The organism is Crenobacter sp. CS_VA4, from assembly GCF_055597485.1.
This window is the reverse complement of sequence record NZ_JBVMAE010000030.1, coordinates 31,015-41,968: the sequence shown is the minus strand read 5'-3', so window position 1 is coordinate 41,968 and position 10,954 is coordinate 31,015. Positions and strand designations below refer to the sequence as shown.

General features: G+C 57.4%; 24 protein-coding genes. All 24 read left to right on the top strand.

The window, feature by feature from the left end:
• Positions 1-74: EF-Tu C-terminal domain-related protein (locus tag ACZ2IA_RS19590; RefSeq protein WP_470294271.1), on the top strand; the 74-nt coding region annotated here is incomplete at its 5' end.
• A gap of 18 nt (positions 75-92) precedes the next feature.
• The gene (rpsJ, locus tag ACZ2IA_RS19585; RefSeq protein WP_470294268.1) at positions 93-404 is read left to right on the top strand and encodes a 30S ribosomal protein S10; all 312 of its coding nucleotides are present in this window, start codon (positions 93-95) and stop codon (positions 402-404) included.
• Between the two features lie 145 nt (positions 405-549).
• Positions 550-1,194 (top strand): 50S ribosomal protein L3, encoded by a 645-nt coding sequence (rplC, locus tag ACZ2IA_RS19580; protein ID WP_470294267.1) that lies wholly within the window; start codon positions 550-552, stop codon positions 1,192-1,194.
• A complete protein-coding gene (gene rplD, locus ACZ2IA_RS19575) occupies positions 1,194-1,814 on the top strand; it encodes a 50S ribosomal protein L4 (RefSeq protein ID WP_470294266.1) in 621 nt (206 codons plus the stop codon). The genes rplC and rplD overlap by 1 nt, the downstream gene beginning before the upstream one ends.
• Positions 1,811-2,113 (top strand): 50S ribosomal protein L23, encoded by a 303-nt coding sequence (rplW, locus tag ACZ2IA_RS19570; protein ID WP_470294265.1) that lies wholly within the window; start codon positions 1,811-1,813, stop codon positions 2,111-2,113. The genes rplD and rplW overlap by 4 nt, the downstream gene beginning before the upstream one ends.
• An 11-nt stretch (positions 2,114-2,124) precedes the next feature.
• Entirely contained in the window at positions 2,125-2,958 is an 834-nt protein-coding gene (gene rplB / locus ACZ2IA_RS19565; RefSeq protein ID WP_470294264.1) for a 50S ribosomal protein L2, read from the top strand.
• Positions 2,959-2,965: 7 nt separating this feature from the next.
• A complete protein-coding gene (rpsS, locus tag ACZ2IA_RS19560; protein ID WP_470294263.1) occupies positions 2,966-3,244 on the top strand; it encodes a 30S ribosomal protein S19 in 279 nt (92 codons plus the stop codon).
• Positions 3,245-3,253: 9 nt separating this feature from the next.
• Positions 3,254-3,583 carry a 50S ribosomal protein L22 gene (gene rplV / locus ACZ2IA_RS19555; RefSeq protein ID WP_470294262.1) on the top strand — a complete coding sequence of 110 codons (330 nt, stop codon included), beginning with the start codon at positions 3,254-3,256 and terminating at the stop codon, positions 3,581-3,583.
• A gap of 10 nt (positions 3,584-3,593) precedes the next feature.
• Positions 3,594-4,298, top strand: a complete 705-nt coding sequence (gene rpsC / locus ACZ2IA_RS19550) for a 30S ribosomal protein S3 (protein WP_470294261.1) — start codon at positions 3,594-3,596, stop codon at positions 4,296-4,298.
• Complete coding sequence (gene rplP / locus ACZ2IA_RS19545; protein ID WP_470294270.1) at positions 4,282-4,698, top strand: 50S ribosomal protein L16; 417 nt, start codon at positions 4,282-4,284, stop codon at positions 4,696-4,698. Before rpsC ends, rplP begins: the two co-directional genes overlap by 17 nt.
• Entirely contained in the window at positions 4,698-4,886 is a 189-nt protein-coding gene (gene rpmC / locus ACZ2IA_RS19540) for a 50S ribosomal protein L29 (protein WP_470294260.1), read from the top strand. The genes rplP and rpmC overlap by 1 nt, the downstream gene beginning before the upstream one ends.
• A gap of 1 nt (position 4,887) precedes the next feature.
• A complete protein-coding gene (gene rpsQ, locus ACZ2IA_RS19535) occupies positions 4,888-5,151 on the top strand; it encodes a 30S ribosomal protein S17 (protein WP_470294259.1) in 264 nt (87 codons plus the stop codon).
• Between the two features lie 199 nt (positions 5,152-5,350).
• Positions 5,351-5,719: a 50S ribosomal protein L14 gene (gene rplN / locus ACZ2IA_RS19530; protein WP_470294258.1), complete on the top strand. Its 369-nt coding sequence runs from the start codon at positions 5,351-5,353 to the stop codon at positions 5,717-5,719.
• A gap of 11 nt (positions 5,720-5,730) precedes the next feature.
• On the top strand, positions 5,731-6,045 hold the full coding sequence (gene rplX, locus ACZ2IA_RS19525) for a 50S ribosomal protein L24 (RefSeq protein WP_470294257.1): 315 nt from the start codon (positions 5,731-5,733) through the stop codon (positions 6,043-6,045).
• A 9-nt stretch (positions 6,046-6,054) separates the two neighbouring features.
• Complete coding sequence (gene rplE / locus ACZ2IA_RS19520) at positions 6,055-6,594, top strand: 50S ribosomal protein L5 (RefSeq protein WP_470294256.1); 540 nt, start codon at positions 6,055-6,057, stop codon at positions 6,592-6,594.
• 4 nt (positions 6,595-6,598) lie between these two features.
• Complete coding sequence (gene rpsN, locus ACZ2IA_RS19515; protein ID WP_470294255.1) at positions 6,599-6,904, top strand: 30S ribosomal protein S14; 306 nt, start codon at positions 6,599-6,601, stop codon at positions 6,902-6,904.
• A gap of 13 nt (positions 6,905-6,917) precedes the next feature.
• The gene (gene rpsH / locus ACZ2IA_RS19510) at positions 6,918-7,313 is read left to right on the top strand and encodes a 30S ribosomal protein S8 (RefSeq protein WP_470294254.1); all 396 of its coding nucleotides are present in this window, start codon (positions 6,918-6,920) and stop codon (positions 7,311-7,313) included.
• 12 nt (positions 7,314-7,325) lie between these two features.
• Positions 7,326-7,859, top strand: a complete 534-nt coding sequence (rplF, locus tag ACZ2IA_RS19505; protein WP_470294253.1) for a 50S ribosomal protein L6 — start codon at positions 7,326-7,328, stop codon at positions 7,857-7,859.
• Between the two features lie 13 nt (positions 7,860-7,872).
• Positions 7,873-8,226 (top strand): 50S ribosomal protein L18, encoded by a 354-nt coding sequence (rplR, locus tag ACZ2IA_RS19500; RefSeq protein ID WP_470294252.1) that lies wholly within the window; start codon positions 7,873-7,875, stop codon positions 8,224-8,226.
• Between the two features lie 13 nt (positions 8,227-8,239).
• Entirely contained in the window at positions 8,240-8,758 is a 519-nt protein-coding gene (rpsE, locus tag ACZ2IA_RS19495; protein WP_470294251.1) for a 30S ribosomal protein S5, read from the top strand.
• On the top strand, positions 8,751-8,936 hold the full coding sequence (gene rpmD, locus ACZ2IA_RS19490) for a 50S ribosomal protein L30 (protein ID WP_289830525.1): 186 nt from the start codon (positions 8,751-8,753) through the stop codon (positions 8,934-8,936). The genes rpsE and rpmD overlap by 8 nt, the downstream gene beginning before the upstream one ends.
• Positions 8,937-8,939: 3 nt before the next feature.
• The gene (gene rplO, locus ACZ2IA_RS19485) at positions 8,940-9,374 is read left to right on the top strand and encodes a 50S ribosomal protein L15 (protein WP_470294250.1); all 435 of its coding nucleotides are present in this window, start codon (positions 8,940-8,942) and stop codon (positions 9,372-9,374) included.
• Positions 9,375-9,385: 11 nt separating this feature from the next.
• Complete coding sequence (gene secY / locus ACZ2IA_RS19480; protein WP_470294249.1) at positions 9,386-10,705, top strand: preprotein translocase subunit SecY; 1,320 nt, start codon at positions 9,386-9,388, stop codon at positions 10,703-10,705.
• 21 nt (positions 10,706-10,726) lie between these two features.
• A complete protein-coding gene (infA, locus tag ACZ2IA_RS19475) occupies positions 10,727-10,945 on the top strand; it encodes a translation initiation factor IF-1 (RefSeq protein WP_144372263.1) in 219 nt (72 codons plus the stop codon).
• Positions 10,946-10,954 lie beyond the last annotated feature (9 nt).

Here is a 10,954-nt window from a genome sequence, read left to right as displayed (position 1 = left end):
AAGGTCTGCGTTTCGCAATCCGCGAAGGTGGCCGTACCGTCGGCGCCGGCGTGGTTTCCAAGATCCTCGCCTAATCGGAATCGGAGAACGATATGCAAAGCCAGAAAATCCGCATCCGCCTGAAGGCGTTCGATTACAACCTGATCGACCGTTCCGCCCAGGAAATCGTTGAAACCGCCAAGCGCACCGGCGCCGTGGTCAAGGGTCCGGTGCCGCTGCCGACCAAGATCGAGCGTTTCGACGTCCTGCGTTCGCCGCACGTGAACAAGACTTCCCGCGACCAGCTGGAAATCCGTACTCACCTGCGTCTGATGGACATCGTTGACCCGACCGACAAGACCGTCGATGCGCTGATGAAGCTCGACCTGCCGGCTGGCGTGGACGTGGAAATCAAGCTGCAATAATCACACGGTTCAAGCGTCGTTCGCGCTAAGTGCTTGCGGCACTTGAATTTTCTGTGATACATTTGCGGACTTGCCATTTTGGCAAGTCCGCTTTTGTTTTAGATTGCTGGTCAATCGTAATCAGCACCTGCAAAAGGAAATAAACATGACTTTAGGTCTTGTCGGTCGCAAAGTCGGCATGACCCGCATTTTTGCTGAAGACGGCGCTTCCGTCCCGGTAACTGTGCTGGACATGTCCGCTAACCGCGTGACGCAAATTAAGAATGCCGACGTAGACGGCTACACTGCCGTTCAGGTGACCTTCGGTTCCCGCAAGGCTAATCGTGTGACCAAGGCTGAGGCCGGTCATTTTGGCAAGGCTGGCACTGAAGCCGGTCGTGGCCTGCACGAATTCGCCCTGTCGGCCGAAACCCTGGCCAACTACAAGGCTGGTGACGCCATCACCGTGGAAATCTTCACCGTAGGTCAACTGGTCGATGTGACCGGTACCTCCAAGGGTAAGGGTTTCTCGGGTGTGATCAAGCGCCACAACTTCTCTTCCAACCGCGCATCGCACGGTAACTCGCTGTCGCACAACACGCCGGGTTCCATCGGTCAGGCGCAGGATCCGGGTCGAGTTTTCCCGGGTAAGCGCATGGCGGGTCAGTACGGTAACGTCAAGAGCACGGTTCAGTGCCTTGAGGTCGTACGCATCGATGCCGAGCGTCAGCTGATTCTGGTCAAGGGCGCGGTCCCGGGCGCCAAGAACGGCGACGTGGTCGTTCGTCCTAGTGTGAAGGCGGGTGCGTGATGGAATTGAAAGTTATCAATGCACAAGGTCAGGCCGTAGAAGGTCTGCAAACGTCCGAAACCCTGTTCGGTCGTGAGTACAACGAGGCTCTGGTTCACCAGGTCGTTACCGCTTTCCTGGCAAATGCCCGTAGCGGTAACCGCGCCCAGCTGAACCGTCGCGACGTTAAGCACTCCACCAAGAAGCCGTGGCGCCAGAAGGGCACCGGTCGTGCTCGTTCCGGTATGACTTCGTCGCCGGTATGGCGTGGTGGTGGCCGTGCGTTCCCGAACAGCCCGGACGAGAACTTCGCCCAGAAAGTTAACCGTAAGATGTTCCGCGCTGGTATGGCCGCGATCCTGTCGCAGCTGGTCCGCGATGAACGTCTGATCGTTGTTGACGAGCTGTCCGTTGCATCCCCGAAAACCAAGGAATTCGCCGCGAAGGCGAAGGCCCTGGGCGTGGAGCAGGCTCTGTTCGTGACCAAAGAGATGGACGAAAATCTCTACCTCTCGTCCCGTAACCTGCCGAACGTGCTGGTGATCGAAGCCCAACAGGCTGACCCGTACAGCCTCTTGCGCTTCAAGAAAGTGGTCATCACCCGCGAAGCCGTGAAGCATCTCGAGGAGCAGTGGGCATGAATCAAGAACGTCTGATGCAAGTAATCCTTGCTCCGGTAGTCTCCGAGAAGAGCACGTTCGTTGCTGAAAAGCACCAGCAAGTTGTCTTCCGCGTGGTGACCGATGCCACCAAACCGGAAATCAAGGCAGCCGTGGAACTCCTGTTCAGCGTAAAAGTACAGGACGTGACCACTGTGAACGTCAAGGGCAAGGTCAAGCGCTTCGGCCAACGTTTTGGTCGTCGCAAGGACTGGAAGAAGGCTTATGTGAGCCTGGTTCCGGGTCAAGAACTTGACCTGAACGCCGCCGCTGCGGAGTGAGGAGATAGAGCATGCCTATCGTAAAAGTAAAGCCGACTTCAGCGGGCCGCCGTGCCATGGTCAAGGTGGTAACGCCTGACCTGCACAAGGGTGCCCCGTACGCGCCGCTGCTGGAGAAGAAGATCTCCACCGCCGGCCGCAACAACAACGGTCGTATCACCACCCGTCACATGGGCGGTGCGCACAAGAAGCACTACCGTGTGATCGATTTCCGTCGCAACAAGGACGGGATCCCGGCCAAGGTCGAGCGTCTGGAATACGACCCGAACCGTACCGCGCACATCGCGCTGCTGTGCTACGCCGACGGCGAGCGCCGCTACATCATCGCCCCGCGCGGTGTGAAGGCTGGTGCCGTGCTGCTGTCGGGCGCCGAAGCGCCGATCAAGGCCGGTAACACTCTGCCGATCCGCAACATCCCGGTCGGTACCACCATCCACTGCATCGAGATGCAGCCAGGCAAGGGCGCGCAAATCGCTCGTTCGGCCGGCGCTTCGGTAATGCTGCTGGCTCGTGATGGTTCCTACGCTCAGCTGCGTCTGCGCTCCGGCGAGATCCGCAAAGTGCACGTTGATTGCCGCGCCACCATCGGTGAAGTGGGCAACGAAGAGCACAACCTGCGCAAGATTGGTAAAGCTGGTGCCAACCGCTGGCGTGGTATTCGTCCGACCGTTCGCGGTGTGGCGATGAACCCGGTGGATCACCCGCACGGTGGTGGTGAAGGTCGTACTGGTGAAGGCCAGGTTCCGGTTAGCCCGTGGGGCACGCCGGCCAAGGGCTACCGTACCCGTCGCAACAAGCGTACGAACAATATGATCGTGCGCCGTCGCTATTCCACTAAAGGGTAATTGACATATGGCACGTTCGCAGAAAAAAGGCCCGTTTGTTGATCTGCACCTTCTGAAGAAGATCGACGCGGCGCGTGCAACCAGTGACAAACGTCCGATTAAGACCTGGTCGCGTCGTTCGACCGTCTTGCCGGACTTCATTGGCCTGACCATCGCTGTTCACAACGGTCGTACCCACGTTCCGGTTTATGTTTCCGAGAACATGGTGGGTCACAAACTGGGTGAATTCTCGCTGACCCGTACCTTCAAAGGCCACGCGGCCGACAAGAAGGCGAAGAAGAAATAAGGTGATGCAATGAGAGTCTCTGCACAACTTAACAATACGCGCCTTTCGGCACAAAAGTGCCGTCTGGTGGCGGATCTGATTCGCGGCCAGTCGGTTGAGCAAGCCCTGAACATCTTGACCTTCAGCCCGAAAAAAGGCGCTGAGCTGATCAAGAAAGTGCTGCTGTCGGCAATTGCCAACGCGGAGCACAACGAAGGCGCGGATATCGACACCCTCAAAGTGACGACCATCTACGTCGACAAGGGGCCGAGTCTGAAGCGTTTCACGGCGCGTGCAAAAGGCCGTGGCAATCGCATTGAAAAGCAGACTTGCCACATCACGTTGACCGTGGGCAATTGAGGGAATAGCAATGGGTCAGAAGATTCATCCGACGGGATTCCGTCTTGCCGTAACTAAGAACTGGGCGTCCAAGTGGTTCGCTAGCTCCCAGAACTTCCCGGGCATGCTGAAGCAGGACATCGAAGTCCGCGAGTTCCTGAAAAAGCGCCTGGCTCACGCGTCCGTTGGCCGTGTGATCATCGAGCGTCCGGCCAAGTCCGCCCGCATCACCATTCACAGCGCCCGTCCGGGTGTGGTGATTGGTAAAAAAGGCGAAGACATCGAGCTGCTCAAGAAAGAGCTGCAGGCTCGCCTTGGCGTGCCGGTGCATGTGAACATCGAAGAAGTCCGCAAGCCGGAAATCGACGCGCAGATCATCGCTGACGGCATCGCCGCCCAGCTGGAAAAGCGTGTGATGTTCCGCCGTGCGATGAAGCGCTCGATGCAGAACGCGATGCGCATGGGCGCCCAGGGCATCAAGATCATGTCCTCGGGTCGGCTGAACGGTATCGAAATCGCGCGTACCGAATGGTATCGCGAAGGCCGTGTGCCGTTGCATACCCTGCGCGCCGACGTGGACTACGCTACTTCCGAAGCGCACACCACCTACGGTGTCATCGGTATCAAGGTTTGGGTTTACAAGGGTGAGCTGAAGCCGGGTCAGGCTCCGGCCGCACCGGTAGCCCCTGAGAAGAAATCCAGAAAGGCAGGTGGTCGAAATGCTGCAGCCAACTAGACTCAAGTACCGCAAACAGCAGAAGGGCCGCAACACCGGTATCGCTACCCGTGGCAACAAGGTTAGCTTCGGTGAGTTCGGTCTGAAAGCGGTCGGTCGTGGTCGCCTGACTGCGCGTCAGATCGAAGCTGCCCGTCGTGCGATGACCCGTCACATCAAGCGTGGTGGTCGCATCTGGATCCGTGTATTCCCGGACAAGCCGATCACCTCCAAGCCGGCCGAAGTCCGGATGGGTAACGGTAAAGGTAGCCCGGAATTCTTCGTGGCGGAAATTCAGCCTGGCAAGATGCTGTATGAAATGGATGGCGTAAACGAAGAGCTGGCACGTGAAGCTTTCCGTTTGGCCGCAGCTAAATTGCCGATCCCGACTATGTTTGTGACTAGACAGGTAGGTCAGTAATGAAAGCGTCCGAACTGAGAGCAAAGAACGTGGACGAGCTGAAGGCCGAACTTTTGAGCCTTCTGAAGGCTCAGTTCGCGCTGCGCATGCAGCATGCTACGCAGCAGCTCGCGAAGAACAGTGAACTGAAGAAAGTGCGTCGCGACGTCGCTCGCGTTCGCACCGTTCTGAAAGAGAAGGCTGCTTAACATGAGCGAAACCAAAGTGGTACGTACGCTGACCGGCAAGGTTGTCAGCGACAAGATGGACAAAACCGTAACCGTCCTGGTCGAGCGCAAGGTTAAGCACCCGATCTACGGTAAAGTGATCCGTCGTTCCAAGAAGTTCCACGCTCACGATGAGCAAAACGAGTACCGCGAAGGCGACGTCGTTGTAATCAGCGAATCGCGTCCGCTCTCGAAGACCAAATCGTGGGTCGTGACTGCACTGGTCGAGAAAGCTCGTCAAGTGTAATGCTTGCAGAGGGGGTGACCCCTCTGTATAATGGCCACTTTCTCGCCTTTAGAAAAAGGCGAATCCGCCCGTACGGGTTCCAAGACTGGCCGTTAGATACGCCGCGCAAGCGGCGTTTCGCCTAGATATGGTTGCACCCTCGCAACCCGCTGTCGCAGCGAAAGTGACGGAATAAGTTGGAAAGAAAGGTAATCACACAATGATTCAAATGCAGACCATGCTGGAGGTCGCAGACAACACTGGTGCGCGCAGAGTAATGTGCATCAAGGTTCTCGGCGGTTCCAAGCGTCGCTACGCCAGCGTAGGCGACATCATCAAGGTGAGCATCAAGGACGCCGCTCCGCGCGGTCGCGTCAAGAAGGGTGACGTGTACAGCGCCGTGGTTGTGCGCACTGCCAAGGGCGTTCGTCGCCCGGACGGCTCGCTGATCAAGTTTGACAACAATGCGGCTGTGTTGCTCAACAACAAGCTTGAGCCGATTGGCACCCGTATCTTCGGGCCGGTGACTCGCGAATTGCGTACCGAGCGTTTCATGAAGATCGTGTCGCTCGCGCCGGAAGTGCTGTAAGGAGAGGTCGCATGCGTAAAATTCGCAAGGGTGATGAAGTCATCGTCACCACTGGTAAAGACAAAGGTAAGCGCGGCGCTGTGCTGCGCGTGCTGGACGAGAAAGTGATCGTGGAAGGCGTGAACATCGCCAAGAAGCACCAGAAGCCGAATCCGGTTCGCGGTGTTGCTGGCGGTGTAGTCGAAAAGACCATGCCGATTCACGTGTCTAACGTGGCGATTTTCAACCCGGCTACCCAGAAGGCTGATCGCGTAGCGATCAAGCAACTGGAAGATGGTCGCAAGGTTCGCGTGTTCAAATCGAACGGCGAAATCGTCGGCGCGTAAGGAGCAAACATGGCACGTCTTTACGATTTCTATAAGAGCGATGTTGTCGCCGAACTGATGAAACAGTTTGGTTACAAGTCGATCATGGAAGTGCCGCGCATCGAGAAGATCACCCTGAACATGGGTGTCGGCGAAGCGGTGGCAGACAAGAAGGTCATGGAACATGCCGTGGCCGATCTTCAGAAGATCGCAGGTCAGAAACCGGTCGTTACCGCGGCTAAGAAGTCGATTGCCGGCTTCAAGATTCGTGATGATTACCCGGTGGGCTGCAAGGTGACCCTGCGTCGCGAGCGCATGTACGAATTCCTGGATCGCCTGGTGACGATCGCGCTGCCGCGCGTCCGTGACTTCCGCGGTGTGTCCGGCAAATCGTTCGATGGTCGCGGCAACTACAACATGGGTGTGCGTGAGCAAATCATCTTCCCGGAGATCGAGTACGACAAGATCGATGCTCTGCGTGGTATGAACATCACGATCACCACCACGGCGAAGACTGACGAAGAAGCCCGCGCACTGCTGGCTCTGTTCAAGTTCCCGTTCAAGGGTTAAGCACATGGCAACACTTGCACTGATCAATCGTGAGAAGAAGCGCGCCAAGCTGGTGGCCAAGTTCGCCGGCAAGCGTGAGCAGCTTCTCGAGATCGCCAATAATCTGTCGCTCGCCGAAGAAGAGCGTTTCGAGGCTCGCCTGAAGCTCCAGGCCCTGCCGCGTAACGCTAGCCCGGTACGCCAGCGTCGTCGCTGCGCCATCACCGGTCGTCCGCGTGGCGTATTCCGCAAATTCGGTCTGGGTCGCAACAAGCTGCGTGAAATCGCCATGAAAGGCGAGATCCCGGGTGTTGTGAAGGCCAGCTGGTAATAGGAGATACCGAATGAGCATGCATGATCCTATTTCCGATATGTTGACCCGCGTCCGTAACGCACAGCGTGCAGCCAAAGTGTCGGTTTCGATGCCGTCCTCGAAGCTGAAACTGGCGATTGCCCAGGTGCTGAAAGACGAAGGTTATATCGAAGACTTCGCCGTTGCCGGCGAAGAAAAGAAGCCGGTTCTCGACATCCAGCTGAAGTACTACGCTGGCCGTCCGGTAATCGAACGCATCGAACGCGTTTCGCGCCCGGGCCTGCGTGTCTACAAAGGCACCGCCGAGATTCCGAAGGTGATGAACGGCCTGGGCGTGACCATCGTGTCCACCTCCAAGGGCGTCATGACCGATCGCAAGGCACGCGCAGCCGGTATCGGCGGCGAGCTGCTCTGCATCGTGGCTTAATGGAGAGTTTGAATGTCTCGCGTAGCTAAGAATCCTGTCGCGATCCCGGCTGGCGTTGAAGTGAAATTCAATGCAGCTGACGTGACCGTGAAAGGCAGCCTTGGCACCCTCAGCACGCCGCTGTGCGGGGATGTCGAAGTCAAGCTCGATAATAATGAGCTGACCTTCGCTGCCAAAAATGATAGTAAGTTCGCACGTTCCATGTCCGGTACGCTGCGTGCTCTCCTCAACAACATGGTGACGGGTGTCTCCAAAGGCTTCGAGAAGAAGCTGCAGCTGGTTGGCGTGGGTTACCGTGCCCAAGCTCAAGGCGATACCCTGAACCTGTCGCTTGGTTTCTCGCACCCGGTGGCGCACAAGATGCCGGAAGGTATCACCGTTGCGACCCCGACGCAGACCGAAATCCTGATCAAGGGCGCTAACAAGCAGCTCGTTGGCCAGGTGGCTGCCGAGATCCGCGCCTACCGCTCGCCGGAACCCTACAAAGGTAAGGGTGTTCGCTATGCGGATGAGGTCGTGGTTCTCAAAGAGACCAAGAAGAAGTAATTGAGGCGCTGAAATGGACAAGAAACAAGCTCGACTCCGCCGTGCACGCAAAACCCGTGCTCGGATTGCGGAGCTCAAGATGGTGCGGCTCAGCGTGCATCGCACGAATGGCCACATCTACGCTCAGATCATCGATGAGACTGGCAGTCGTGTGCTGGCCAGCGCTTCGACTCTTGAAGCTGAAGTGCGTGCGGATGCAGGCAACGGTGGCAACGTGAAAGCGGCTGTCGCTGTGGGCAAACGTATCGCCGAGAAGGCTAAAGCAGCTGGTATCGAGAAAGTGTCGTTTGACCGCGCCGGCTTCAAGTACCACGGCCGCGTCAAGGCGCTGGCTGATGCCGCTCGCGAGCACGGTCTCGTATTCTAATTCGGAGTGAAGAATGGCTAAGCACGAAATGGAAGATCGTGGCGACGGTCTGATCGAGAAGATGATCAGCGTCAACCGCGTCACCAAAGTGGTGAAGGGCGGTCGTATCATGGCCTTCTCCGCGCTCACCGTGGTGGGTGATGGTGATGGCGGTATCGGCATGGGCAAAGGCAAGTCGAAAGAAGTGCCGGTCGCCGTGCAAAAAGCGATGGAACAAGCTCGTCGCACCCTGGTGAAGATCCCGCTCAAGAACGGCACCCTGCATCACGCCGTGATGGGCAAGCACGGTGCTACCACCGTGTTCATGCAGCCGGCCAAAGAAGGTACCGGTGTGAAGGCCGGTGGCCCGATGCGTGTGATTTTCGACGCCATGGGCGTTCGTAACGTGTCCGCTAAGGTGCACGGTTCGACCAACCCGTACAACGTGGTTCGCGCTACGCTGGACGGTCTGGGCAAGATCTGCACTCCGTCGCAGATCGCTGCCAAGCGTGGTCTGACCGTCGAGGACATCCTGGGGGTGGAGCATGAGTAACGCTAAAACCGTGAAAGTGACGCTGGTGAAGAGCCTGATCGGCCGCCTTGAGTCGCACAAGGCGTGCGCTCGCGGCCTGGGCCTGAAGAAAATTCGCCAGACCGTCGAAGTGATCGACACGCCTGAGAACCGTGGCATGATCAACAAGATCAGCTACCTTCTGAAAATTGAGGGCTAAATCATGTTGCTGAACACGATTAAACCGGGCGCAGGTGCCAAGCACGCCAAGCGTCGCGTTGGTCGCGGCATCGGTAGCGGCCTGGGCAAAACTGCCGGTCGTGGTCACAAGGGCCAGAAGAGCCGTGCCGGTGGTTTCCACAAGGTCGGCTTCGAGGGCGGTCAGATGCCGCTGCAGCGTCGTCTGCCGAAACGCGGCTTCAAGTCGCTGACGGCTGGCAAGACTGCTGAAGTGCGTCTGTCCGAGCTGAACCTGCTGCCGGTTGACGATATCGACTTGCTGGCGCTGAAACAAGCTGGCCTGATCGCAGCCCAGTCGCTTTCGGCGAAAGTGATTCTGTCCGGTAAGGTTGAGCGCGCTGTGACGTTGCGTGGTGTACTGGCTACCGCCGGTGCCCGTGCTGCGATCGAAGCAGCTGGCGGCAGTATTGTTGAATAAGGCGCACGTCGGTGGCGAATACTTCTCTAGTGGCAAGCGCCAATAAATTTGGCGATCTGAAAAAGCGCATTTGGTTCTTGATCGGTGCGTTGATCGTGTACCGGATCGGGGCCCATATCCCTGTTCCGGGCATCAATCCTGCCGAACTAGCGAAGTTGTTCCACTCGTCGCAAACGGGCCTCCTGGACATGTTCAACATGTTCTCCGGGGGCGCCCTGTCGAGATTTACGGTATTTGCCATCGGCATCATGCCGTATATCTCGGCTTCCATCATTCTGCAGCTTGCGGCCGAGGTTGTACCTAGTCTCAAGCAGCTGAAGAAGGAAGGCGACGCGGGGCGGCGCAAGATCACTCAGTACACTCGCTACGCAACGGTGCTACTCGCGACTTTCCAAAGTTTCGGTATCGCTGTGATGCTGTTCAAGCAGCCGAATCTGGTGGTGACGGCGCAGTGGGAGTTCTATCTCACCACGGTTGTTACCCTGGTAACGGGTACGATGTTCTTGATGTGGCTGGGTGAACAGATCACCGAGCGCGGCATTGGTAACGGTATCTCGCTGATCATCTGCTCGGGTATCGCGGCCGGTGTGCCGGCAGCCATCGGCAAGACGCTGACTCTGACGAGTCAGGGCTCGCTGCCGATTCTGTTTGCGGTCGTCCTGTTCATCGGCGTGATTGCCGTCACCTACCTGGTCGTGTTCGTCGAACGCGGTCAGCGCAAGGTGTTGGTCAACTACGCCAAGCGTCAGGTGGGTAACCGAGTCATGCAGGGCCAGAGCACGCATTTGCCGCTCAAGCTCAATATGGCCGGCGTTATTCCGCCTATCTTTGCTTCGAGCATTATCCTGTTCCCGGCTACTTTGCTGGGCTGGTTTGGCAATACGCAAGGGTTTGGTTGGCTGAAGTCGGTGGCAGACAAGCTGCACCCGGGTCAGCCGATATACGTGCTGCTTTACGCGGCGGCCATCATCTTCTTCTGCTACTTCTATACGGCGTTGGTCTTCAACCCGAAAGAGACGGCGGATAACCTGAAGAAGAGTGGGGCGTTCGTTCCGGGTATTCGCCCGGGTGAACAGACTTCCCGGTATATCGAGAAGATCATCCTGCGGCTGACGCTGATTGGAGCGATTTACATCACGCTGGTCTGCTTGCTGCCAGAGTTCCTGATCCTGAAATGGAACGTTCCGTTCTACTTCGGGGGTACCTCGCTACTGATTATGGTAGTGGTGACCATGGACTTCATGGCGCAGGTCCAGTCCTACGTGCTGTCACACCAGTACGAGAGCTTGCTGAAGAAGGCTAACTTCAAAGGCAATGCGCTCACCCGCTGATTGACCGAGTTCACTGGGTTTATGGCTAAGGAAGATACGATCCAGATGCAAGGCGAGGTCCTGGAGACGCTGCCTAACGCAACCTTCAGGGTCAAGCTGGAAAATGGACACGTTGTTCTCGGGCATATTTCCGGGAAGATGCGGATGCACTACATCCGCATCCTGCCGGGAGACAAGGTGACGGTAGAAATGACGCCGTATGACCTGTCCCGTGCCCGAATCGTGTTCCGTGCGAAGTAAATTCGCGCA